Below are 23528 nucleotides of genomic sequence, written 5' to 3' on the forward strand. Positions count from 1 at the left end.
GTGAATTCGGCTAACTGCTGACAAGGCCGTGTCGCACCCGCTTCACCGTCGGATCCGGCACTGGCACCGCAGCGAGCAGGCGCTGGGTGTACCCGTCGGTCGGCGTGTGGCAGATGGCAGATGCGGTTCCCTCTTCGACGATCTCACCCGTCGACATGACCCCAATGCGGTCACACAGGTGACGAACCACCGCGAGGTCGTGGGCAATGAACAGGTAGGAGACGCTGGTCTCATCGCGCAAGTCCGCCAGCAGGTTGATGACCTGAGCCTGTGTGGCAACGTCGAGCGCGCTCACCGCCTCGTCAAGAACGATCAGGCTCGGTTCCGGCGCCAATGCCCGGGCAATAGAGACACGCTGGGCCTGACCCCCCGAAAGCTCCGTCGGCCTGCGATCGAGCATGTCCGAGGGCAGACGCACCTCGTCGAGCAGATCCTTGCTCCGACGTCGGGCGGCCGAACGATCGCGTATCCCCAAGAGGCGGCGCAGCGGCTCTGCGAGGATCTCCTCCACCGACATCGCGGGGTTCAGCGAGGCAACCGGATTTTGGAACACCGCTTGGATGCGACGGTGCAGCGCACCGGAATCGCGTCGACGCAGCTCAACGACGTCGTCGGAACCGAGCAGAATGCGCCCACCCGTCGGCACTTGGAGACCCAGCACGCAACGACCTGTCGTCGTCTTGCCCGAACCTGACTCCCCGACCAATCCGTACGCTTCGCCTTGGCCTACGACGAAGGAGATGCTTCGGACCGCGTGCACCTTCTCGGCGCCGACGGAGAACAATCCGCCGCCTCGAAACTCGACGACGAGATCTTCGACACAGAGCAGTGGCGAGTCCGCCTGGTTCGCAGTGCCAGTCACGACTCGCCGCCATCCGCCGGAGCCGAGTCGACCAGCACACACCTGCTCAGCCGACCCTCGCCTTCCAGCGGCTTGAGGCTCACCGGACCTTCCTCGCACATCTCTGCTGCGAACTCGCACCGATTCGCGAACCGGCACCCGGGAAACTCCTCGTTCGGAGCGGGCACCCGACCGCCAATCGTGACCAGTCGATCGTCGTCAGCGTCGAGGAGCGGCACGCTGGCGAGAAGCGCCTGTGAATACGGATGGCACGGCTGCGCAAAGAGGCCGTAGACATCGCCGGTCTCCACCGCCTCGCCCGCGTACATCACCACAGCTCGATCGCACACTTCGGCCACCACGCCGAGATCGTGAGTGATGAACAGCATGGCCATCGACAGGTCTTCGCAGAGCTCAACAAGCAGTTCGAGAACCTGTTGCTGTGTCGTCACGTCGAGGGCGGTGGTGGGCTCGTCGGCAATGATGAGCGACGGCTCGCTGGCCAAGGCCATCGCCGTCATCACCCGCTGTGCCATGCCGCCCGAGAACTGGTGGGGATAATCCCTCAGTCGCTGGCGAGGGTTGGCCACGCCGACTCGATCAAGAAGCTCAGCAGCCCGTTCGGCCGCCGCTGAGCGCGTCATGCCGCCATGAATGCGGAGCGGTTCTGCAAGCTGGAAGCCGACCGTCAGAGCCGGATTGAGCGAGGCCGTCGGGTCCTGAAAGATCATGCCGATCCCAGTCCCCCGGACACCGGCCAGCTGCGATTCGGTCATGCCGACGAGTTGGCGACCGTCGAAGGTGATGCTTGAACGTGGATCCACGGCGAGCCCCCGCGGCAGCAAGCCGGCGATCGTCAGTGCAGTGACCGTCTTGCCGGACCCGCTCTCGCCGACGAGTCCGACGATCTCGCCGGCTTGCACGTCGAATGACACGTCGCGGACAGCCCGTGCCCGCCCCGTATCGGTCGGGACCGTCACATCCAGATTCCGCACTGACAACAGGGTTCCGGCGCGCGCCGCTTCCTCCGACAGATGCTCGTGATCATGTGTAGCTGCGTCTTCAGCGAGGCCTACAGCTACACCCCTCCGAGCGGCTTGCTTTCGCCCTCCCCGCCCTTCGGCCAGGACATCGCGCAATGCATCGCCGAGCGCATTGAAAGCCAGCACGGTGAACGTGATGGCGAGGCCTGGGGGCCACGGCGTTATGGGGTTGTCCCGCTGCAGTGACCGTGCGGCGCGCAGCATCGACCCCCATGTGGCATCAGGCTGTTGCACGCCCAGACCCAAGAAACTCAGGGCCGCTTCGATCAGCAGCACCGCAGCGAGGCTGATCGTCGTCTGAACGATCAGCGGCCCGTACATATTGGGCAGGAGGTATCGCCCGAGGATGGTGTGGGTCGGCGCTCCGCTCAGCTGCGCCGCCTCGATGAACGGTTCCTCTCGGACGGAGAGAACCATGGCTCGGGTCAGCCTGATGAATCGCAGCGCGAAGAGGATCCCCACCGCGATCATGGCGTTGGTGATTCCGGGCCCGAGGATGGCCACGATCGCGAATGCGAGGATCAGGCCCGGCAGCGAGAAGACAGCGTCGACGACGCGCATGACGATGCGGTCCCACCATCCGCCGGCGTAACCCACGAACAGCCCGATCGGCACGCCGAGGATCAACGCCGTGCCTACTGCCTGCAGGCCGGCCACGACGGCGGTCCGGGATGAATGCACCAGCCGGGAGTAGTTGTCGCGCCCCAGATCGTCAGTGCCGAACCAGTGCTCTGCGCTTGGACCCTCGAGGATTGCTGTGAAGTCCGCCGCATTCGGCTCGTGTGTTGCGACGACGGCGGGGAACGCCGCGCAGAACGTCAGCAGCATCAGCCAGATCAGCGGGATGTAGCCGCCGGGCCGCGTGACAAGGCGTCGCAAGGCGGACTTCATGCCAGCCGCACTCGGGGATCGAAATAGGCGTAGGACATGTCGATCAGCACGTTCATGACGATGACCGTCAGCGAAGCCACCATGACCACGCCTTGAACCACGGGAAGGTCCTGAGAAAGCACGGCACCGACGACTTGCACGCCGATCCCTGGCATGCCGAAGATCAACTCGACCAGTACCGCTCCGCCCAGCATCACCGATGCCTGGAACCCGATCACGGTGACCACGGGAATGAATGCGTTCTTCATGGCATGGACCACCACGACTCGCCGGTATCGCAAACCCTTGGCGCGTGCCGCCGTGATGTAAGGGCGATCCAGCACATCGAGCAATCCGCCGCGCATCTGCCGCGCCACGACCGCCGCGGAACCCAGACCGAGCGCAATCGACGGCATGATCAGGTGCTTGACCCACTCGAACAGGCTCTCGGTGGGGCCGACATAACCGACCGCAGGAAGCCACCCCAGCTGAACACCGACATAGAACGCGAGCAGCACGGCAACCCAGAAATTGGGCACGGCCAAACCGGTCGCTGTCCCCAGCGAGATCAGGCGATCGGTGAGCCGACCCTGCCGCAGCGCGGCCACCGTGCCGCCGGCCACGCCGATGGCGACCGCCACCAGCAATCCGCCGCCAGCTACGGACAGCGTCACCGGATACCGCTCGATCAGCGTGTCGCTGACATGCCGGGACGTAATGACGGACCTGCCAAGGTCTCCCCGGACAGCGTCGGTGACCCAGTTCCAGTACTGCTCATGCAATGGGCGGTCCAGGCCGAGCTGCCGGTCCAACTCGGCCACCGCCTCCGGCGTGGCGCCGTCGCCCAGGATGGTCTCAGATGCCGAGCCGGGTATCAGATGGACCAGCCCGAAGGCCAGGAACGAGACCAGTACAGCGAGAGGTACTGCCGCGGCCAGCCGGTACGCGAACGTTCGGACCAACGGTGTGACGACCTACGACTTCGGCGTGACGCCGCGAATGCCGATGCCGTAGGCCTCGTCAACGGCTGCACCGTCCGCCAACAGTTTGCGGAACCGCATGTCACCCTCCGCGAATTCGGCAACTCAACATATTTTCGATATCTAGGTGACACTACGACATTTGGACCGTGCTAGTCGACGGGCCGGATTGCTCAGGCGCTCTCGATCAGCTCCGAATCCTCGAGGAAACCCTCTTGCAAGCCTCGTTCGAGGAGCAGGCGCGCGGTGAGATTGAGGTGTTCTTCCAAGAGGCTGCATGCCGATTCGGCGTCGCGGTTGATCGCTGCGTCGGCGATTGCTCGATGCTCTTGGTTGAGGTCGCGATTCCCGTTGTCGTCGGCCGGAACGGACCAGCGCCGGTAGAGCTCCCCTGCGTCACGCAGCCCGAGGGCCGTGTTGATCAGGCGCTGTGATGGGCAGCCCTCGAGCAGGATCTCGTGAAAGCGCCGATGGACTACCGGCCACGGATCACCCGAGGAAGGTCTCGAGCCCACCGGCGTTCGCTCCAAGGCATGAATCGCCGCGACGAGCGATGACTCCCAAGCGAGGTCACCGTGTTCGAGCGAGAGCCTGAGCGCCTGGGATTCGACGGCACATCTTGCCAACGTGAGGTCTTTGAGGTCGCGGATCGAAACGGGCGCAACCCGGTAGCCCTGTTGTGGCTCCGAGAGCACGAGCCCCTGCTCTACCAAGCGGGCCAAACCTTCACGGATGACGCTCGCACTCGATTCGTAACGTCCGGTCAGCATCGCGAACCGGAGTTTGGATCCCGGTCGGAATTCGCCGGCGACGATGTCGCTGCGCATGCGCTGATACACCTCTTCGCCGCGGGTAGCAGTTGTCGACGCCATGACCACAACAGTAGCCGCATAAGGGCGAAACGGACAGAGTCAGCTCGCTTTCCCACGAAATCTCGCACAACACTTGACATTTCGAAATTCTTGCACAAGAGTCGATGCGCCCCGAGGAAAGGTCGCCCATGAGCGCGCTCGACGCACAGGCCCCCGACACCTCAGTCACTGCTGAGGAGCTGGTGGAGCGGGCGCGGGCGCTCGTTCCTGTCCTGGACAGTCGGGCTGCGGCGACGAACACGAACCGTCGGCTGCTTCCCGAGACCGTCGCCGATCTCCGCGAGCAAGGACTGCTGAAGGTGCTCCAGGCCAAGCGCAACGGCGGCTTTGAGATGCCAATGCGTACACACCTCGATGTCATCTCCACGCTGGCCGAGGGATGCGGATCGACGGCTTGGGTGGCGGGCGTGACGCACGCCCACTCCTGGATGCTGTCGCACTTCGCGGCACAGGCCCAAGACGAGACCTACGGCAAAGACCCCGACACCCTGATTTCTGCCGTGATCGCACCACGAGGCACTGCAGAACGGCAAGTCGACGGCAGCTATCGCCTCAGCGGGTTCTGGCCCTTCGCATCGGGCAGCGAACACGCCCAGTGGCTGTTCATCGGCGCCGAAGTCGTCGACAACGGGGCGGTCGTCGACGCTGGCGACCTCCTGATTCCCAGCGACGAGCTCACGTTCAAGGACGACTGGCATGTCAGCGGGCTCTCCGGAACCGGTTCCTGCTCGGTCACCGTCCAAGACCATCCGATTCCCGCTCACCGCTTCTTGTCGCTCCCGGCGTTGATCGCAGGCCACTCGCCCGGTCGAGAGCTGCACGACGGATGGCAGCCGGGGCTCGCAGCGTTCGGGGTGCTCATCTTGGCCCTTGCCGGCGGTGCGCTCGGCATGTCGCGTGCCGCGCTGCGCAGCTTCCCCGATCTGATCGGCACGAAGGTGATCGCCTACACCGAACACGTCCAGCGAGAATTCCCGACCACGCACGTGCTGATGGCTGAGGCCGCGGCGAAGATCGATCAGGCCCATTTCCACCTGTACCGTTCGGCCGACCTGATGGACGAGGCGGCACGCTCCAACACTCCCCTGTCGGTTGTTGAGCGAGTCCGCGTCAGGGCTGACTCCGCCGAGGCCGTCTCGCTCTGCGGGGACGCAATCGCAGCCCTGTTCAGGGCGACGGGGGGATCGGGTCTGCGGGCGTCGAACCCGATCGGCATGGCGCTGGCGAATCTCCAGGCCATGAGCATGCACGGCGGCCTCGCGCTCGAGACCGCCCGAGCGTTGTACGGCCGGATCCTGCTCGGTCTCGAACCCGACACTCCCAGCTTCTAGCAACCCGGCTCCCCCTCGAACCTGAACGACTAGGCAACCCAGCGAAAGGGTCCAACCCCATGCGTCGAGAAGAACATGTGCTCGGGGAAGTGTTCTCGTATCGATTCCCTGGAGACAACGCCGATCATGCGCTCCTGGTGATGCACGGCATCGCCTCTCACGGCGGCATCTACGACAACTTCGGCGCCCACTACTCAGCCCAGGGCGCCGAGGTGTGGTGCATGGACGCTCCCGGCCACGGACGTTCTTGCATCTCCCAGCGTCCGGGTCAATGGACTTTCGAGCAGTGGGTCGACGCAGCAGTTGCCTACGGCGAGCACATCAGCGACACCACCGGGCTGCCGGTCATCATCAAAGGATCGTCGCTCGGTGCTGCTGCGGCCTACTGCGCGATGGCCGCTTCGGGCATCTTCCCGGGTTCGGTGCTCATGGGCTTCATGATTCCGTCGTGCCCGATGATGAAGCCGGACAACGTGTTCCGCACCGAAGCATTCGCCAAGCTCAGCGCGCTCATGGGCGACAAGTTCGTGCTGCACATCGATCGATTCTTCAACTTCGACACCGACTACGGCTACGTCGGCGCGGCTGAGCAGAAGAAAGCCGACCCCTACAACACGTGGTTCTACGACATGTCGTCGTGGGGTTCGCTGTTTCGATACGACCCGGCGGTTCCGCTGTCTGAGAACGCCAAACCGATCCTGTTCACCGTCGGTGAGGATGACCCCACATTCCCGCCTGATGTTGCTCAGCGAGTGGTGGATGCCACCGCGGGCCCCGTGGAGTTCTACATGAAGCCGCAGGGCAAGCACCAACTCATGCTCTTCCACACCCACGAGTACACCGATGTCGTCACCGCCTGGTGCCGACGACTGATCAACGGAGAAACCCGATGACCGTTCTTCACCCCACTGGGGTCAATCATCTCGCACTGTCGACCCGCGACATGAAGACACAGCTCACCTTCTGGTCCGACGTCATGGGCTGTGCCGTCAAGGCCCTGTACTGGATGCACGGCGTGGAGGACACCTTCCACGGCTTCGTCGAGCTCTCCGGTGAGAGCTATATCGCATTCGTCCAGCACCCAGACAACGCCGGGGAGATCACGCTGGGCGTCACCCACGCGGGGAACGCCGCCGGGCCGGTCACGGCGGGCACCATGCAACATGTCGCGCTACATGCCGACTCGTTCGACGACCTCCTCGCGTTGCGGGATCGCATTCGCGCCAAGGGCGTTCAGGTCATGGGTCCAATCGATCATGGGATGCTGCAGTCCATCTACTTCGGCGGACCCGAAGGCCTCGCCCTCGAGGTGACCACCGGTTCGGACATTCCCGCCAACCAGTGGATCGACCCCGAAGTGGTCGATCTCTGCGGCATTTCCGATGCTGAGTTGGATGCACTGAAGAATCCTGAGCCGTACGCGTCGCAGGGCGGCGGCGTCGCCCAGCCGAATCGGGACGCCTGGCCGAACGCCACGTTGCTCCCCGTGGAGCGCCACGATGCGACCATGGCAATCCCCGATGAGGTGGCGTGGGAGCGGCTCAGCGAGACCACGCCGCCAGTGCGGACCGAGTCCGGACCGGCCTAGGAGGCGACCATGCGTATCGGTTTCTCGCTGGGCACGGGGCAGCCCGTACGCGACCACAAGGCCGGGTTCCAGATCATCCTCGAACGCGGCCGAGCCGTGAGTCAAGCCGGGCTCGACTCGCTGACGGTCGGCGATCACCACGCGACGCCGTTCCCCTACTACCAGAACGTTCCGATGATCGGCCGGCTGATGGCCGAATGGGATCCCACCAGACCAATCGGGTGCCTCTTCCTCATTCCGCTCTGGCATCCGGTGCTGCTTGCCGAGCAGGTGGCAACCCTGGCCACGATGAGCGACGTCCCGTTCGTAGTGCAGGCCGCAATCGGCGACGGCGCCGCCCAGTCGGCAGCGATGGGCAAATCCCTCAGCACGAGGGGTGACGATCTCGACGAGGCCTTGCGAATCCTCACAACGCTGTGGGCGGGCGAGACCGTCAGCAGCGAGCGATTCGCTGTTTCCGAGGGCCGCATCGCTCCCCTGCCACCCCATGGAATTGACTTGTGGATCGCCGGAAGTGCGCCGCGGGCGCTTCGTCGAGCGGCTGAGCAAGGCGCTGCGTGGTACGCCGACGCTCGCGCCACCGTGGAGACAGCCGGACGCCTTCTCCGCGAGTACACGGCCTATTGCCGCGCCGCCGGCACAACGCCTCGCGCCGCTGTTCGCAAGGACGTGCTGGTGCTCCGTGACGCAGCGAGAGCCAATCAGATCGGCGACAAGCTGATGGAGCGCGGCTACCGCGGCATGGAACGAGGTGCCGTCGCCTACGGCAGTGTCGCACAAGTGGTCGAACAGCTCGGATTGCTCAAGGAACAAGGATTCGGCGAAGCCAACTTGCGCTGCATGATGGTTGAGCAGTCCGACGCACTCGAGACGATCGAACTTTGCGGCGAGGTCAAGGCCGAACTCGCATGAGCCGAGGCGCCTAGGGTGACAATCTCCACCAATATCGCTTTCTGATTGATATTTCGAAATTTCTGACCTAAGTTGCATCCGGCAAAGGAGCGAACATGCCAAACGTCCAACCACTTGCTCGCGAAGACCTCCCCCAGTTCGAGGAGATCTTCAGCACAGTCGGCGAGAACATGGGATTCATTCCCACATCGCTCTTCACGATGGGACACGTGCCCGAAATCCTGGGCGGATTCTTGGCACTCGGCGGCGCCGTTCTCCAGAACCCGGTCATTGACGGCGAGCTGAAGAACCTCGTCTCTCACGCCGCAAGCGCCGCGAACGGCTGCCGCTATTGCCAAGCGCACACTGGCGCAACTGCCGCCAACCAGGGGACCGACACCGCGAAGATCGCCGCCGTGTGGGAGTTCGAGACGTCGGACCTCTTCACCGATGCCGAGCGGGCCGCGCTGCGGCTGGCTTTCCACTCCGGTTCGAGCCCGAATGCCGCCACCGCCGAAGATTTTGAGGAGTGCCGCAAGCACTACAGCGAGGAGCAGATCGTCGCAATTGTGGCTGTGTGCGCGCTGTTCGGCTACCTCAACCGCTGGAACGACACCATGGCCACGCAGCTCGAATCAGAGCCCAGCGAGTTCGGCAGCGAACACCTGAGCGGCCTCGGCTGGCAAATCGGCCGACACGCCTAGGGAGCGGCAGATGCCTTTCACGCTCGCCAACATTTCCGGTCGCGTTGCACTCGTGGCAGGCGACGAGTACTACGACCTCGAGGCCGTCTCGCAAGGGTCGCTGGGAAGTGATCCGATGGGAGCGCTCGAATCCGCCGGCCAGCTCGCTGAGCTGACGACCGGGCTCAGTGCTCATCAACCGACCGGTTCGCTTGCCGACGCCGTTCTGCACGCTCCAGTGCCGACGCCACGCAACTCCTACGGGATCGGGCTCAACTACCGATCCCACGCTGCCGAATCCAACATGACGGTGCCCGAGGCACCGCTGGTGTTCACCAAGTTCCCCTCGTGCATCGTCGGGCCCAACGACGACGTTGAGCTGCGCAGCGAGCGCGTCGACTACGAGGGAGAGATTGTCGTCGTCATCGGCCCTGGTGGCAAAGACATCGACGAAGCCGATGCCTGGAATCATGTACTCGGGCTCACCGCCGGCCAGGATGTTTCCGACCGTGGAATGCAGATGGCGTCGAAGCCGCCGCACTTCGATCTCGGCAAGTCGTTCGACACCTTTGGTCCGATTGGACCGGTGCTGGTCTCGACAGACTCGTTCGCCGATCTCGACTCAGTGCGTGTCTCCACCCACATCAATGGCGAGGAACGCCAGAACGACACGACGGCCAGCCTGATGTTCTCGATTCCGACGCTGGTCTCTTACTTGTCGCGCATCACGACGCTGCAGACCGGCGACCTGATCTTCTCGGGCACGCCCGAGGGCATCGGCGCTGTTCAGGGGTTGTTCCTTGCTGACGGTGACGTCATCACGACAACGGTCGAGGGCGTCGGCACCATGACCAACCGCTGCGTGCGGATATCCGACCACGGGCACCCGACCCCGAATTTCCCGCCGCGCTGACGTGCGGTCCAGCATTCAAAAAGGAGCTACGACGCATGACCGTGCTTGATGAACAGCAGACCGCCTTCCTCGCGGAACGCGTTTGGGCCATCTTGGCGACGGGTCGAACCGACGGTTCGCCTCAGCAATCAATGATCGGCTATGTCGTCGACGACGAAGGCCGCATCGTGATCTCGGCCAAGAGCTTCACGGCCAAGTGGCACAACTCCGTGCGCCAGCCGTCGGTGAGTTTGTGCGTGCCCGATGGCCGGGTCCATCTGGTGGTCTACGGCACCGCCGAGGCCATCTCGGAGGACCCGCTGCGTGCCGAGCTCACGGCCGATGTCTTCGCCCGGCTGATGGGCAAGGAACGGCCCGATCCGTCGGGCATCGTGCCAATGCTGAATGAGCAGAAGCGCACCGTCATCCGCATCACACCGACGAGCGCCATCTTCCACGAGTAGCCGCAGTGTCCAGGTCCGCGCAATCCCGAATGCGCCCACCGCGACTCTTGCAAGATGATCCAGGCGGCCCGGCATCGTCGCACCCTCTTCGCTTCGGATGGTGTTGGACCGCACAGCTAGTGCCAGTCGAGATCGATGTCAATCGAGACCAACTTGATCGCACCATCAGGTGCAAGCTGACCGACCACGCCTAACGCCCGCACGAGCACACCGCTGGATACCAGAACCCGGTAGTCCCGGCCCTGACCTCGCGACGATCATTCAATTTTGCTGAGTCGACTCAGTTTCGTCGATCCGACGCGTTACCCGCTCACGGGACCGGGCCAGCAGGTCTTGCGGGGCATCAACAACGTCCCAGATGATGCTGTCTTCGAAAATGGCGTCAACCTCAGAAGGGGCCATCGCCTCAAGCTCCGCTGCGGTCCACACCCGTCGCATCATGAACCCACGGTACTCCGAACCTGCCACGTCGCCGGGTAGCCAAATCGGCGGCGAACCGCAGTACGGTGACCGGCGTCGACTCCGCCTGCTCGCACACAGCTGAGCTGAAGCGCTCGCAGCGCAGCATGGACATGCCCGACCCTGTCTGACAGGCTTCGCTTGGGCCACAGAGCCTGCGACTGAGGGGGACACCAGATGTCACAGATGAACGAGACGGCCGCCGCATTTTTCGACGCGTGCGAGACCGGTCAGGGCTGGGACGGTTGTGCCCAGTACTGCACGCCCGACGCGTCCTTCGCCGCTCAGTCCGAAGCGATCGGCGACATCACCGACCTGCGCTCGTACGCCGAGTGGATGAAGGCCACGCTGACGATTCTCGAAGACGGCTCGTACGACCTGAAGTCGTGGGCCGTCGACGAAGAGCACAACAGCGTCCTGGCTTACGCCGTGTTCAACGCCACCCACACCGGCGAGGGCGGACCGGTGCCGCCGACAGGCAAGTCGGTCAGCTCGGACTACGTGTACGACATGCGCTTCGAGGGCGACAAGATCTCCCACATGACCAAGATCTGGCACTCGGTCGTCGCACTGCAACAGCTCGGCTGGGCCTGACACCACCGGAACCGCCGGCGAGATGCATCTGAGCGCCTTCATCCAGGCATCTCCGAACCATCAGATCAAGGGGATGTGGAAGCACCCTTCCGATGAGACGTCGTGGGGGTACCGGACGCTTCGCTGGTGGCAGGACCTCGTGCGCACTCTGGAGCGGGGCTGCTTCGACGGGATCTTCTTCGCCGACGTGCTGGGCACCTACGACGTCTATGGGGCGAGTCGCGAGGCTGGCTTGCGCGGCGCGGTCCAGATTCCCGGCATCGACCCCACCCTGCTGATCCCCGCGTTGGCGGCGTGCACCGAGCACCTCGGTTTCGCCGTGACCATGTCGACCAGCCACCACGCTCCGTACCACACGGCTCGGCTGTTCTCGACCCTCGACCACCTCACCGGCGGCCGTGTCGGCTGGAACATCGTGACCTCGTACCTGTCAGATGCCGAGCGTCAAGGGCTCGGCGAGATCCTGCCCCACGACGCCCGCTACGACCGGGCCGACGAGTACGTCGATGTCTGCCTGAAGCTGTGGGAGCAGAGCTGGGAAGACGGCGCCGTCGTTCTCGATGCCGAGGCCGACACGTTCACCGACCCGGCCAAAGTGCACGAGATCAACCACGCCGGCGAATGGTTCACTGTCGAAGGCCCCCACATGGTCGAGCCCTCCCCCCAGCGCACTCCCGTGCTGTATCAGGCGGGCAACTCGGCACGCGGTGTGGAGTTCGCGGCGAACACGGGCGAGGTCGTCTTCATGTCGGTGCCGGGCAACGACCGCGGTGCTGCAGTGGTGGCATCGCTGCGCGAACGGGCCGCAGCGGCAGGCCGCGATCCCGAACAGATCAGGGCCCTGCAGGTAGCGCGGGTCGTGGTTGCTGAGACCGATGCCGAAGCCCGGGAGATGCGCGACGAGTGGTCACGGCTGTTCTCCGTCGACGGCTACCTCGCTCTGTACGGCGGCTGGACAGGCATCGACTTGGGCGGTCACCCGCCCGACACACCGATCGATGACATCGAGGCAAACGCGATCCGCACCCAGGTCGAGCGCTGGAAGCTGGAAGACCCCGAGCGAATCTGGACTGTCGGCGATGTCGCCCGACGGCTCTCGGAAACTGCCGGCGGGCTGGGATTCGTGGGTTCGCCGGCCAGCGTCGCCGATCAGATGGAGGCATTCATCGAGACCACCGACGTCGACGGGTTCAATGTGACGACGGCGCCGGTCCCCTGGGGGTTCACCCAAGTGGTCGACTTGCTGGTGCCCGAGCTCCAAAGGCGTGGCCGGTTCCGCACCGGCTACGAGGGCTCGACCTTTCGGGAGAATTTCTTCGGCGCCGGCCAGCGTCACCTGCACCCCACCCACCCCCGGAGGAGACCCCGATGACAGTGGTCGACCATGACATCGTCGAGATGCCCGATGATCCGACGGTCGGAGCCATGCCGCCCTACCGCCGCATTGTCGGGTGGGTGCGAGCTGAGACCGATGGCCTTTCGGGGGATCAACTCGACTTCGACGACACAAGCCCGGACAAGGAGTGGATGTGGTGGTCGATCCGCCGTCAGGTCTCCCACATGGCGTGGGACGCACTGGTGTTCACCCACCGCAGATGCAGCCACCTGCTCTGGCCCGATGGCGACGAACCCGAACCGGTCGTGTGGGAACACCACCATCTCGGACCGAACATGAAGTACGACCGGATGCTCGATGAGGACCTCTACTGGGAGGTCCCCGACCTCATCGCGAAGATGGAGATCGGCATCGGCTGGCAGGAACGGGTGGTAGGCGAGAACACGATCGAGCAACTCCGCTCCGACACGACCAGCATCCGGGGAACCGAGTTCTGGTCCTACGTCATCACCACGCTCCCCCGGGGAGCGGGCGCCGACCCGGACCGGCCCGGCTACCTCCGCTACGACCTCGAAGGCTCGCTGTGGATGGTCTTCTACGAGCTGCTCACCCACATCCGCACCATCCAACGACTCAAGACCCGCCAAGGCATCGCCCTCAATGTTGAACTGCCCCGAGTGGGCTATCTCCGCCTGCCCGAGTACTGGGGCGATACCGACGCCAACGGGCCATCTATGAAACGAATCGAGATCAACCCATGACGTCAGCAGCCAACCCGTCGATCGACTCAGCGGCCGTCCGGGCCCTCGTCGTCGAAGCCGTCGCCCGATCAGCCGACCTCATCGACACCCCAGCCACAGCCGAACAGTGGGACCAGCCCTCGGCTCTCGAAGGCATGACCGTCGGAGCACTCTGCGCCCACCTCGTACGCGCTGCCGGCGCGACGATCGCCTATCTCGACCGCACCTCACCCGACCGGGGCCCTGACGGCGACCTCCTCACCGCAGTCACCTACTTCCACGCTGCGGTCGACTCCCCCGTCCACGAACAGATCAAGGACGTCTCCGCCGCCGAGTCGGCCATCGGGCACCAAGCAACCGTGGACAAGTGCCGCCAACTGGTCGCCGACCTGGAATCACGGCTGGCCGACGAACCCGTCGACCGCCTCGTCGCCGCGTTGGGGGGCCGACTCCTCACCCTCGACGACTTCTGCCGTACCAGGCTGATCGAGGTGCTTCTCCATCTCGACGATCTCGCCGTCAGCACCGGCCAGAACCGCCCGAACACCGACCCGCTCGGCCCAGCCATCATCATCGAGATCTGCATCGACATCGCCCGAGGCCTCAACGGCGACTGGAGCGTCCTCTATGCCCTGACCCGAGCCGAACGCTCTGGCGACACCGCAGTCTTCCCCGTCCTCTAGCGACGGCTGAGTGCCCGCCCAAGGCGGCACCCCCGCTCGGAGTCAGGCGACATCGAGGAATTCGCGGAGAGCCGCCCGGATGATCTCGCTGGTGGTGGTGTGATCCGCTTCGGCCCGGTCTTCGATTGCCGCCTTCAGCTCAGGATCGATCCGTACCGGTACAACATCAGCGGGACCCGAACCCATGGCAGGACGGCCACGCTTGCGAGTCTTGAGCGCCTCTACGTCGTACTCGGTCGACTCGACTTCGTCGGCGATGGCATCGAGGTCGGCCTCGGTGAGGGTCCTTCCGGCCTTGGTCGTGCGCGTGGTCATGGTGACGGGTCGTCCCCTTTCGCGAGCAGGTCGCAGAACACGGATCGCAAGTGCATGGCGTGGATCACGAGTTCAACCGCCTCGGGGAACGGTGGAACTCCACATGCGCTTATCGTAATACACATTTTGCATTCGACGTCTTCGACCAGGAACCGCTGCGGCCCGACCACCGCATCTGGACGATGCCCAACGTGCTCGTCACACCGCACGTCGCAATGGTCGGCCCCGATATCGACCGGCGCCGCTACGAGCTCATCGCCGACAACTGCCGCCGCCTGCTCACCGGCGAACCGCTCCAGTACGTAGTCACCGACAAGATCCTCGGCTTCTGACCGCAGGTTGCGCAAACTGCAATTGCCATCGGCGACCCGCCCCGTTCTTAGACTTGAGTGCAGTGTCAGCAACGCGCTTTACTCGGCTCGTCGAGATCCCCGATGATCTCGCTGACGGCACTGTCGCGCCCGAACGCGGACGAGTGATGCTGCCAAGGCGCCTCGCATGGAGCGGTCAGGGCGAATTCGATCTCGACGACCGTCGTGACCGCATGTACGTGTACCAGTTGGTGATGACCGAAGGCACGTCGGACGACGTGCGCCGCTACATCGACCTCAGGCTTCTCGTGGAGATGTGGCACGAAATGTGGCTCTCGCCGCATGTGCGGGAGCGGTGGGACCGCTGGTTGCGCGACCGCGAATTGATCGCCTAGCGCTGTGCTCACAGCCCTGCAGCAACGTGTACGCAGCATCGTGGCGGAGTTACCCGAGGCAGGCACAGTGGCTCTGGCAGGCGGCGGAGCGCTCATCGTGCACGGCATCGTCGATCGTGCGACCACCGACTTGGATTTCTTCTCCCCCGATGCTGTCGATGTCCGCATATTCGCGAAGGCCACCCGCGACGCGCTCCTGCGTGATGGCCTGAGCGCCGTCACTGAGCGGTCCAACTCCGACTTCGTGCGTCTCCACGTCGACGACGGAAATGACGAGATGTCCATAGATATCGGGATCTCCGGCCGTGCCTTTCCGCCGGTGCCCACCGCACAGGGTCGACTCCTGGCTGTCGAAGATCTCGCCGGCGACAAGCTCTTGGCGTTGTTCGGCCGCGCCGAGCCACGCGACTTCGTCGACATCCACGCACTCGCCGCTCGCTTCGAACTCGCAGACCTGTACAGGTTCGCAGCGGAAAAGGACCCAGGCTTCGGCCTCCAGCACCTCCGCGACGCGCTCGGAGTATTCGACCACCATCCACGTCAGGCCTTCCCGATCACCGACTCGGAGTACGAGGGACTGCGTGATTGGGTTCACGATTGGCGCATTGAACTCCCCGCCAACGAAGCGCGCTCACAAGCTGACCCGGGGAATTCCTCGAAGGAATAGGAGATGGCCCAGAAATGAGATCCCGCCGAGGCATCTCATGCTCAACTCTCCCGTCCTCCATCCCTTCATGCCGAGCTGAGGAGCCCCACGACGACAACCCCGACGACGAACGGCCGGGTCTGTCAGACGCTCCCCGTCCTGGACTAGCGCCGCTTCGAGCCCATCGCCGACAACTGCCGCCGCCTGCTCACCGGCGAGCCGCTCCGCTACGTCGTCACCGACAAGATCCTCGGCGTCTGACACTCCGCGGGCTCCGTTGACTGGATCCAATATACGTTGTATGGTGTCAACATGCCGAGGGCGCGGCATCCGAAGAAGGAGGTCGAAGCCGCATTGGCCGAACTCGAAGACGCAGGTTGGACCGTTGCACCGAATGCGTCGGGGCACCGTTGGGGTGTGGCTCGCTGCGCCGAATCCAGCCGATCAGGCTGTCAGGTCTCCATCTGGTCGACACCACGAAGCCCCGACAACCACGCCCGCCAGCTCAGGCGGGTACGAGACCGATGCATCCACACTCCCGAATGGGACAACGACTCGTGACTATGACCACCCACACCTTCACCCTGATCATCGACGGCCCCGACCTCCAATCAGACGAACTGATCGACGACGTATACGAGGTCGGCTGCGATGACGCCCTGATCGGCCGAGCCGACGGCATTCAGTACGCCGACTTCGACCGCGAGGCCAACAGCTTCCAATACGCAGTGCTGTCTGCGGTCGCCGAGCTCGAGTCGATCGCAGGCATCAACGTGGTTCGTCTCGCAGATGCCGGACTGGTGTCCATGGCCGACATCGCAGCCCGCACCGGTCGAACTCGCGAAAGCGTGCGACTTCTTATCGCTGGCGAGCGCGGACCCGGCGGGTTCCCGCCCCCCGTCACCGACCCTCGTAGCCGCTACCGGCTCTGGCGCAGCGCCGAAGTCGCAGCTTGGCTTCGAGAGAACCTCAACACACTCCTGAACGACGCTGCCGAAGACCATGTCCGAGCGGCCATTAACGCCAGCCTCGAACTCCGCCACCACCGAGCCCATCTCAACGACGCCGAACGCTCGGACCTTCGAGCTCTTGTGGACAGCTAACCAATACGAAGGACTCGGGCCGAGAAGACCGCTCGACTGGCAGCGGTCTCACCGCCCTTCAAGGCTCCGCGCCAGACAGGCGATTCTTAGCGGACTTGGACTTCGGCGCCAGCGAGGAGGCGGGGATCTCACGGGCCACTCAGACCTAGCATTCGATCGTGGACCAGATTTGCGATGATCTCGAAGCTGAAACCGGGCTCTGACCACCGCCACGTCGATTCGACTCAACAAATCCGAGGCACTGCGACCCATGAACGTGAGCGAAGAAACCCCCGGTGAGCTTCGGGCCGCTTCGAAGGCCGCTCTCGAGTGGATTAACGCAACGCAGGTGTCGCACTACGAGATCACCGGAATCATCGACGCCGAAGACACCGTGGCACGAGCGCGAGAAGGATCCTTCGAACTGGGCTTGGTGCTGTGCGACGGCGACGTCTGTGCCCGTGAGCAGGTAGTGGTCCAACGATCCGCCGAAGGCTTTCGAGTGTCGGCCGCCGATGTTGACGATCCACTGATCCCGCCGCTGCTCGAACCGCCGATCGGGGTGCGCACCGGTTGGCTCAATGCCCAGCTCGACAAGCACAAGTTTGTTGTCTTGGTGTTCTACCGCGGCTTGTGGTGACCTCCGTGCCGCCGCGAGTTGCGCGGCTTTGGGAAGTCGGGGGTCGTCGAGGAGATCCGGGCTGCGGGCGGCGAGATCTTCGCCGTCACCAGCGAGCCCCAGAGTCTCGCGAGCGAAGCACAGGCCTCATGGGAATTGGAATACCAAGCGGTCGGCGACCCGCACCACGAGATCCTCGAAGACTGCCGTGCGGCGGACCGATTCGACCTCTACATCGGCGATACCGCAGTATTGGAGCGACACTGGTCCTCGCACCCGAACGGCATCTTCCAGGCCGGGATCCTGGCCCTCGCCGAGGACCGACGAGTGCTGTACCGGTGGCGGTGTCGCCCGACTCATCAGAACCGTGGTGGCGCCTCCGGTCGAGTCACCGCGTCGCACATGTGGTCTCGCATCCAAGACGGACTAGCCAGCGACACCGACGCCGCATGGGATTCCGATCCCCCACTCGACGCCCCAGAGGCCTTCTGGCCGTACTTCGTCGCTCAGCTGTTTGCCCATGGATGGTTCATCAAGCCGAAGCGGTTCCCACTCGGCCGATCCGACGACAAGCCGTCTGCGCGCGTATCTGCGATGAAACCACGACTCATCGGATTCGCCGCGGCGTGGGCCATCTGCTTCGTGCTGCTGCCAGCTCGCCGAGTCCTCCTCGCTTTGGCCGGCTACGCCGTGGCCATCACGCCAGCCGTCCGCCGAGTGAACCGCGAGTTCCAGCACACTCCCGCCGGCAGCGCGCCCGAGCCAGGCGGGCGAAACCTCGGCACCGAGCCCCCGACGCCCCACCCTCGACAGCCGAGTCACTGAGACGGCAGGGCGACTCGGGTTACTCGAACGTGCGCCTGGCCGTTTCCCAAGCGTTGATCTTGTCCCAGTCGTACTCCACTCCCAGCCCCGGGCCGGTGGGCACTGCGACGCATCCGTCAGCACCCACATCGTCGAGGCCATCGCCGTAACCGTCTGCGTAGATCGGCGGTTGCAGGCAGTTCTGCGACGTGTCGGGATTGACCAAGCCGAGTTCGTAGAAGAGCGTGTTGGGTATGGCCGACATGCAGTGTCGGTGCATCGGGCCGGCCGTGTGGAGCTGTACCTCCATGCCGATGGCGTCGCAGAAGTGGGCCAGTTTCATCGTGCCGGTGATGCCGCCGTCCAACTCGGGATCGACGTGCATGATGTCGGTGCCACGAGCGAGCACGAAGTCGGCCTTTTGCTCGAATCCTCGGATGTGCTCGGCAATGAGCATCGGTGTGCGGATGAAATCTCGTAGGCGCTGGTGAGCGGCGGCGCTCGAAGAGGCATCGCGGTACGGGTCTTCGTACCACAGGAATCCCAGGTCATCGCAAGCCCGACCGACTTCCACGGCATCCATGAATGACCCCAAGGACGACGCGGGGTCTGTCATCAGCTTCATCGTGGACCCGACGCGCTCGCGAACCGCTGTCATGATGCCGATCTCGTTGTCCACGTCGCCGTCGAAGAAGCCGTGAATCTTGAACGCGGGGAAACCTCGTTGCTGGCATTCCTCCGCGAAGTCCGCGTACTTTTCGATGCTGTCGAGGCCGCCGGGCGTCTGTTGGCCCGGTGTCGTACTCGCATATGTCGGCAGCCGTTCCCGGTACCCGCCCAGCAGCTGGCTGATGGAGGCGCCGTACTTCTTGCCCGCAAGATCCCACAGGGCTGTGTCCAGAGCTGCGATGCCGACCTTGTCGAAGTGCCGGAACTGCACTTTGAGGAGTTCGAATACCCGTTCGCGCTGCTCTGGGTCCCTGCCGATCAGCAGCGGTGCCATATCGCAGACCTGTGCCATCGCGTGTTCGGTTGCGCCGTAGTGGGGTGCGTAGCTTCCCGTGTGACCGTCGTCGGTCTCGATTGACACGATGAACTTCGAGACGCTCGTCTCTGCCCCAGGCGAGTAGGCCCAGATCGAGGGACCGACGTCGGGGAGTTGATACGTGTAGGCCTGAACGACGATGCGGCTGATCTTGCTCATGGTGCACCTCGGTGAGATTTCTGTTGAAGCAGCCGGCGGGCGGCCTCGACGACCACTCCAACGGCCCGCTCCTCAGTGTTGGCGATGCGGCCTTCGTCGACGACGGCTTCGGACTCGGTCCGCTGCGCGATCACCCCGGCGACGCACCCGGCCCGCCAGCCGTTGGCAGCGCACATCGTGAACAGCGTGGCCGACTCCATCTCGTAGTTGAGCACGCCGATGCGACGCCACTCGGCCAGGCTGCCCCGCAGCCACCCGACGACATCCCCGGCCACGGTGTCGTAGCGCTCCTGGCCGGGGTAGAAGGTGTCGCTCGACGCTGTGATCCCAACCTGATGGGGAGCGTCGAGGGCGATTGCGGCATCGACCAGGGCCCGGGTGCACTCGAACGAGGAGGCAGCCGGGTACTCCAGCGGAGCGAAGTGCCGACTCGCCCCGTCGAGGCGAACCGCGGCCTGGGTGATGACCAGGTCACCGATCAGCAGATCCGGCTGGATCGACCCCGTCGTGCCGACCCGCAGGAACGTCCGCACACCGACCTGAGCCAGCTCCTCGACCGCAACCGAGGTGGACGGTCCGCCGACGCCGGTCGAGCAGACCGCTACGGGCTGGCCGTCGATCGACGCCCGGTAGGTCGTGAACTCCCGGACGGAGGCCAAGTGCGCCGGCTCGTCCATCGTCTCGGCGATCCTCGCCACCCGGGCCGGGTCGCCCGGCACGATGGCCAGCGTGGCCCCGTCCAGATCGGCGGCGCTCACCCCAAGGTGCATCACCCGCTCAACACTCATCGCCCGACCCTATTTCTCCGTCGTCGACAGGGTGGCGGACGGAGTACGACCGGTCTTGCGAAGTTCTGGAGCACGGCAAGCACCGTAGACGTAAGGCAAACGACGCTTACCTAAACTTTCAGAGCAAGTGTTTAGGTTGGCTTCTGGCCGATGGTCACAGTCCTAGGACGGCTCGCAGTCCGTCATCGATGGCATCGACCAGAGCCCGGGGCAGCCGGCCCGCACGCTCCCCCAGCCATGCGCGATCGACCAGTTCCAATCCGAGTGGCACTGCAACGGAGTCGGTGGGCAGGCCGGTCACCGCAGCGTCGAGCAGGACATTGCCGGCGAGGCCAGCGCGATCGAGATTCACGGCGTCTGGGTTTGACGCCCGATTATCAGTACGTCAATCCCAAGCAGCTCAGGCGCCGACTCCACCGCCGACTCGATCTGCTCCTCAGTCGCCAACTTCGCTTCGGGCACTGGGACAGCCGAACCGTCGTCGTTAAGCCGCCACAACGACATCCTCGTCGCCATCGCTCGCTACCCCCTTGTGCAGATTCGTGCCAGCTGACGCTAACCCGCTGGCTGATTCCACGTGCCGTCGAGTCGCTTGTCCGCTCCCTGCCAAGGCCGACCGAGCCGAGCGGCGACGGGCGAAGGAACATGGCGACGTAATCCGGGGCGATGCTGGCCTCGAACGTATCTAGAGTTCTCGGTATGGACGAGTCACAGCCACCGCAGGCTGTCGAGGTCGAGGCCCTGCAGCCCTACAATCTGTGGATCAGATTCGACGATGGCGTGAGCGGCACCGTGGACCTCGCCCAGTGGTCAACCCGAGGGAGATTCGCTGCCTGGTCGGATGCGACTTTCTTCAAGACAGCGCATCTGCGGCCATACGGCGCGATCGCTTGGGGCAAGGACGACACACTCGAACTCGATCCCACAGCTATGTATTTGCATCTCACCGGCAAGTGCTTCGAAGACCTCCACCCGAAGCCGTGGCCCGAGTTGGCTGGCTGAGCTCAACGCAGTCTCGTCATGGCCGAGCTCAGCCGTTTCTACGGGATCGTCATTCGTATGTACGGCAACGATCACGCGCCACCTCACTTTCATGCCGTCTACGCGGACCGGTCAGCGCTCGTGGAAATAGCGACCCTTCGGTTGATACGTGGGAATCTGCCGCGTCGCGCGCGAGGCCTCGTAGCTGAATGGGCCAAGACCCACCAAACCGAACTTGTCGAGTCATGGCAGCGACTCAACCGAGGCGAGACCCCAGCGAAGATCGATCCGCTGGACTGAACGCAGGCAAGCTCGCTCCAATCGTTGGATGACTTGGCGTCAGACTTGAAATTTGCCGTCACTGCTGCTCGTCGACTCGGACGGTCAAATCGGTAGCGCTCGGTAAGCACAGTTGAAGTCGGCGCCGCCATACTGCGGGGCGGGCGATTGAAGGGGCAGCTGTGAGCGAATCTCGCCAGAGCGAAGTGGTGGTGCTGGGTGCTGGGGTGTCGGGCATCTACCAGATCAAGCGCTTGGTGGACCTCGGCATCGACGCCGTGGTGCTCGAAGCCGAGGACGACCTCGGCGGCACCTGGTACCGCAACCGCTACCCCGGCTGCCGGTTCGACTCCGAGAGCTACACCTACGGCTACTCGTTCTCGAAAGAGCTGCTGGACGAATGGCACTGGAAGGAGCGCTTCAGCTCCCAGCCTGAGAACCTGCGCTACCTGAACTACGTGGCCGAAAAGTTCGACCTGCGTCGCCACATGCGCTTCGGCAAGCGAGTCGAACGCATGGCGTGGGACGAGAGCGAGCGCCGCTGGCACCTCTCGCTCGCCGACGGCGACACCCACACCACTCGCTTCGTGGTCACCAGCCTCGGACCGCTGTCGGCGCCGACCCTGCCCTCCTATCCCGGCATGGACGAATTCGAAGGCCCCTCGTTTCACACCTTCTTCTGGCCCAAAGAGCCCGTGGAGCTGGCCGGCAAACGCGTCGGCGTCATCGGCACCGGGGCTACCGGCATCCAGGTGATCGGCGAGATCGCAGACAAGGTCGCCGAGCTCAAGGTGTTCCAGCGCCGCCCCAATTGGAGCACCCCGCTGAACAACTCCCCCATCTCCGAGACAGAGATGGACGAGATCCGCGATCGCTACGACGAGATCTTCGCCAACTGCGCTGCCTCGCCCCAAGGCTTCGAGCATGTGCCCCGCTGGGGATTCTGGGACATGACCGCTGCCGAGCGCCGAGAGCTGTGGGACGAGCTGTACACCCGGTCGGGTTTCGCCATCCTGGCGGGCAACTTCGCCGAGATCTTCGTGGACGAGGCCGCGAACCGGGAGATGTCGGAGTACATCGCCGAGCGGATCCGCCAACGAGTCAACGACCCTGCCGTGGCGGAAAAGCTCATCCCCAAAGACCACGGCTTCGGACTGCAGCGGCTGCCGCTGGAAACCGACTACTTCGAGGCCTACAACAACCCCCATGTCGAGCTGGTGGACCTGTCGCGGACACCCATCGAGCGCGTGACCGCAAGCGGCATCCAGACGACCGACCGCCATCACGACCTGGATCTGATCGTCTATGCCACCGGCTTCGACGCCATCACCGGGGCATTCGACCGGGTGGACATCCGCGGAGTCGACGGCACCACGCTCGGCGAGAAATGGCGTGACGGCCCCAGCACCTACTGCGGCCTGCTCTCACACGGCTTCCCCAACATGTTGATGGTGGCCGGACCCCAGAGCGTGTCGGGCTCCACCAACTTCCCGCGGGCCATCGAAGGCGGCGTCGACTGGGTGACGGGATTGCTCGAATACGTACGCGAGCACGGATACAGCCGGGTGGAAGCGCAGCCCGAAGCCGAGCAGGAATGGGTGGACGAGGTGAAGCGGTTCCACGAACGGCTGCTGTTCCGGCGCAGCAAGGGCTGGTTCACCGGCTACAACTCCAATGTCGCCGGCCACGAGGAAGGCAAGGTCCGCTACCAGGCCTACTTCGGCGGAGCCACCCGCTACACCGCCAAGGTCACCGAGCTCGCTGCGAACGGCTACCCCGGCCTCGCCATGGCCTGAGGGGTCCCGCCGCGTGCACCGCCAGCGCCTGCGCCACCGCC

Annotated in this window: 29 protein-coding genes; 20 read left to right on the forward strand and 9 right to left on the reverse strand. The window is 64.3% G+C overall.

Going from position 1 to position 23528, the window contains the following annotated elements; translation table 11 throughout:
• Positions 1-10 precede the first annotated feature (10 nt).
• From ACOOF5_RS15640 to ACOOF5_RS15655, 4 genes are all read right to left on the reverse strand, one after another.
• Positions 11-862, reverse strand: a complete 852-nt coding sequence (locus ACOOF5_RS15640; RefSeq protein WP_420440791.1) for an ATP-binding cassette domain-containing protein — start codon at positions 860-862, stop codon at positions 11-13.
• Positions 859-2775, reverse strand: a complete 1917-nt coding sequence (locus tag ACOOF5_RS15645; protein ID WP_420440793.1) for a dipeptide/oligopeptide/nickel ABC transporter permease/ATP-binding protein — start codon at positions 2773-2775, stop codon at positions 859-861. Before ACOOF5_RS15645 ends, ACOOF5_RS15640 begins: the two co-directional genes overlap by 4 nt.
• The gene (locus ACOOF5_RS15650) at positions 2772-3716 is read right to left on the reverse strand and encodes an ABC transporter permease (protein WP_419838808.1); all 945 of its coding nucleotides are present in this window, start codon (positions 3714-3716) and stop codon (positions 2772-2774) included. The genes ACOOF5_RS15645 and ACOOF5_RS15650 overlap by 4 nt, the downstream gene beginning before the upstream one ends.
• Positions 3717-3907: 191 nt before the next feature.
• Positions 3908-4606 carry a GntR family transcriptional regulator gene (locus ACOOF5_RS15655; RefSeq protein WP_420440795.1) on the reverse strand — a complete coding sequence of 233 codons (699 nt, stop codon included), beginning with the start codon at positions 4604-4606 and terminating at the stop codon, positions 3908-3910.
• Between the two features lie 128 nt (positions 4607-4734).
• On the opposite strand from ACOOF5_RS15655, the gene ACOOF5_RS15660 reads away from it, so the two are divergent.
• From ACOOF5_RS15660 to ACOOF5_RS15690, 7 genes are all read left to right on the forward strand, one after another.
• Positions 4735-5937 (forward strand): acyl-CoA dehydrogenase family protein, encoded by a 1203-nt coding sequence (locus tag ACOOF5_RS15660; RefSeq protein ID WP_420440797.1) that lies wholly within the window; start codon positions 4735-4737, stop codon positions 5935-5937.
• A gap of 59 nt (positions 5938-5996) precedes the next feature.
• A complete protein-coding gene (locus tag ACOOF5_RS15665) occupies positions 5997-6830 on the forward strand; it encodes an alpha/beta hydrolase (RefSeq protein ID WP_420440799.1) in 834 nt (277 codons plus the stop codon).
• The gene (locus ACOOF5_RS15670; RefSeq protein WP_420440801.1) at positions 6827-7525 is read left to right on the forward strand and encodes a VOC family protein; all 699 of its coding nucleotides are present in this window, start codon (positions 6827-6829) and stop codon (positions 7523-7525) included. Before ACOOF5_RS15665 ends, ACOOF5_RS15670 begins: the two co-directional genes overlap by 4 nt.
• A gap of 9 nt (positions 7526-7534) precedes the next feature.
• Entirely contained in the window at positions 7535-8437 is a 903-nt protein-coding gene (locus tag ACOOF5_RS15675) for an LLM class flavin-dependent oxidoreductase (protein WP_420440803.1), read from the forward strand.
• A gap of 95 nt (positions 8438-8532) precedes the next feature.
• Complete coding sequence (locus ACOOF5_RS15680) at positions 8533-9120, forward strand: carboxymuconolactone decarboxylase family protein (protein ID WP_420440805.1); 588 nt, start codon at positions 8533-8535, stop codon at positions 9118-9120.
• Between the two features lie 10 nt (positions 9121-9130).
• Positions 9131-10012 carry a fumarylacetoacetate hydrolase family protein gene (locus ACOOF5_RS15685; protein ID WP_420440807.1) on the forward strand — a complete coding sequence of 294 codons (882 nt, stop codon included), beginning with the start codon at positions 9131-9133 and terminating at the stop codon, positions 10010-10012.
• Positions 10013-10047: 35 nt separating this feature from the next.
• Positions 10048-10455, forward strand: a complete 408-nt coding sequence (locus tag ACOOF5_RS15690; RefSeq protein WP_420440809.1) for a pyridoxamine 5'-phosphate oxidase family protein — start codon at positions 10048-10050, stop codon at positions 10453-10455.
• 261 nt (positions 10456-10716) lie between these two features.
• Here the strand turns inward: ACOOF5_RS15690 and ACOOF5_RS15695 are convergent, their stop codons facing one another.
• Positions 10717-10896, reverse strand: coding sequence for a hypothetical protein (locus ACOOF5_RS15695; protein ID WP_420440811.1), 180 nt, complete (start codon positions 10894-10896; stop codon positions 10717-10719).
• A 195-nt stretch (positions 10897-11091) separates the two neighbouring features.
• Between ACOOF5_RS15695 and ACOOF5_RS15700 the strand changes: the two genes are divergently transcribed.
• Genes ACOOF5_RS15700 through ACOOF5_RS15715 form a run of 4 tightly spaced genes read left to right on the forward strand, consistent with a single transcriptional unit; the run spans position 11092 to position 14267 of the window.
• Positions 11092-11508: an ester cyclase gene (locus ACOOF5_RS15700; RefSeq protein ID WP_420440813.1), complete on the forward strand. Its 417-nt coding sequence runs from the start codon at positions 11092-11094 to the stop codon at positions 11506-11508.
• Positions 11509-11530: 22 nt separating this feature from the next.
• On the forward strand, positions 11531-12880 hold the full coding sequence (locus ACOOF5_RS15705; RefSeq protein ID WP_420440815.1) for an LLM class flavin-dependent oxidoreductase: 1350 nt from the start codon (positions 11531-11533) through the stop codon (positions 12878-12880).
• Positions 12877-13605, forward strand: coding sequence for a hypothetical protein (locus ACOOF5_RS15710; RefSeq protein ID WP_420440817.1), 729 nt, complete (start codon positions 12877-12879; stop codon positions 13603-13605). The genes ACOOF5_RS15705 and ACOOF5_RS15710 overlap by 4 nt, the downstream gene beginning before the upstream one ends.
• Positions 13602-14267 (forward strand): maleylpyruvate isomerase N-terminal domain-containing protein, encoded by a 666-nt coding sequence (locus ACOOF5_RS15715; RefSeq protein ID WP_420440819.1) that lies wholly within the window; start codon positions 13602-13604, stop codon positions 14265-14267. The genes ACOOF5_RS15710 and ACOOF5_RS15715 overlap by 4 nt, the downstream gene beginning before the upstream one ends.
• Positions 14268-14309: 42 nt before the next feature.
• On the opposite strand, the gene ACOOF5_RS15720 is transcribed toward ACOOF5_RS15715, so the two are convergent.
• Positions 14310-14582, reverse strand: a complete 273-nt coding sequence (locus ACOOF5_RS15720) for a ribbon-helix-helix protein, CopG family (protein WP_420440821.1) — start codon at positions 14580-14582, stop codon at positions 14310-14312.
• 59 nt (positions 14583-14641) lie between these two features.
• Here ACOOF5_RS15720 and ACOOF5_RS15725 point away from each other — a divergent pair, with 59 nt between their 5' ends.
• The 6 genes from ACOOF5_RS15725 to ACOOF5_RS15750 all read left to right on the forward strand — a co-directional run bounded on the left by ACOOF5_RS15725 (position 14642) and on the right by ACOOF5_RS15750 (position 18460).
• Positions 14642-14914 (forward strand): NAD(P)-dependent oxidoreductase, encoded by a 273-nt coding sequence (locus ACOOF5_RS15725; protein ID WP_420440823.1) that lies wholly within the window; start codon positions 14642-14644, stop codon positions 14912-14914.
• A gap of 62 nt (positions 14915-14976) precedes the next feature.
• Complete coding sequence (locus ACOOF5_RS15730) at positions 14977-15288, forward strand: transcriptional regulator (RefSeq protein WP_420440825.1); 312 nt, start codon at positions 14977-14979, stop codon at positions 15286-15288.
• Between the two features lie 4 nt (positions 15289-15292).
• The gene (locus tag ACOOF5_RS15735) at positions 15293-15955 is read left to right on the forward strand and encodes a nucleotidyl transferase AbiEii/AbiGii toxin family protein (protein ID WP_420440827.1); all 663 of its coding nucleotides are present in this window, start codon (positions 15293-15295) and stop codon (positions 15953-15955) included.
• Positions 15956-16476: 521 nt separating this feature from the next.
• Positions 16477-17037: a helix-turn-helix transcriptional regulator gene (locus tag ACOOF5_RS15740; protein WP_420440829.1), complete on the forward strand. Its 561-nt coding sequence runs from the start codon at positions 16477-16479 to the stop codon at positions 17035-17037.
• Between the two features lie 250 nt (positions 17038-17287).
• Positions 17288-17656, forward strand: a complete 369-nt coding sequence (locus ACOOF5_RS15745) for a hypothetical protein (RefSeq protein WP_420440831.1) — start codon at positions 17288-17290, stop codon at positions 17654-17656.
• A gap of 18 nt (positions 17657-17674) precedes the next feature.
• On the forward strand, positions 17675-18460 hold the full coding sequence (locus ACOOF5_RS15750) for a hypothetical protein (RefSeq protein ID WP_420440833.1): 786 nt from the start codon (positions 17675-17677) through the stop codon (positions 18458-18460).
• Between the two features lie 19 nt (positions 18461-18479).
• Here the strand turns inward: ACOOF5_RS15750 and ACOOF5_RS15755 are convergent, their stop codons facing one another.
• From ACOOF5_RS15755 to ACOOF5_RS15765, 3 genes are all read right to left on the reverse strand, one after another.
• On the reverse strand, positions 18480-19643 hold the full coding sequence (locus ACOOF5_RS15755) for an enolase C-terminal domain-like protein (RefSeq protein ID WP_420440835.1): 1164 nt from the start codon (positions 19641-19643) through the stop codon (positions 18480-18482).
• Positions 19640-20431: a uridine phosphorylase gene (gene udp, locus ACOOF5_RS15760; protein WP_420440837.1), complete on the reverse strand. Its 792-nt coding sequence runs from the start codon at positions 20429-20431 to the stop codon at positions 19640-19642. Before udp ends, ACOOF5_RS15755 begins: the two co-directional genes overlap by 4 nt.
• A gap of 154 nt (positions 20432-20585) precedes the next feature.
• A complete protein-coding gene (locus ACOOF5_RS15765) occupies positions 20586-20783 on the reverse strand; it encodes a hypothetical protein (RefSeq protein WP_420440839.1) in 198 nt (65 codons plus the stop codon).
• A gap of 347 nt (positions 20784-21130) precedes the next feature.
• Here ACOOF5_RS15765 and ACOOF5_RS15770 point away from each other — a divergent pair, with 347 nt between their 5' ends.
• The 3 genes from ACOOF5_RS15770 (at position 21131) to ACOOF5_RS15780 (ending at position 23487) form a co-directional block, all read left to right on the forward strand.
• Positions 21131-21433 (forward strand): DUF2442 domain-containing protein, encoded by a 303-nt coding sequence (locus tag ACOOF5_RS15770; protein WP_420440841.1) that lies wholly within the window; start codon positions 21131-21133, stop codon positions 21431-21433.
• Positions 21434-21451: 18 nt separating this feature from the next.
• Positions 21452-21712, forward strand: coding sequence for a DUF4160 domain-containing protein (locus tag ACOOF5_RS15775; protein WP_420440842.1), 261 nt, complete (start codon positions 21452-21454; stop codon positions 21710-21712).
• 161 nt (positions 21713-21873) lie between these two features.
• Positions 21874-23487, forward strand: a complete 1614-nt coding sequence (locus ACOOF5_RS15780; protein WP_420440844.1) for a flavin-containing monooxygenase — start codon at positions 21874-21876, stop codon at positions 23485-23487.
• Positions 23488-23528 lie beyond the last annotated feature (41 nt).

The organism is Candidatus Poriferisodalis sp. (genome assembly GCF_965214215.1).
Classification (GTDB): Bacteria; Actinomycetota; Acidimicrobiia; order Acidimicrobiales; family Poriferisodalaceae; genus Poriferisodalis.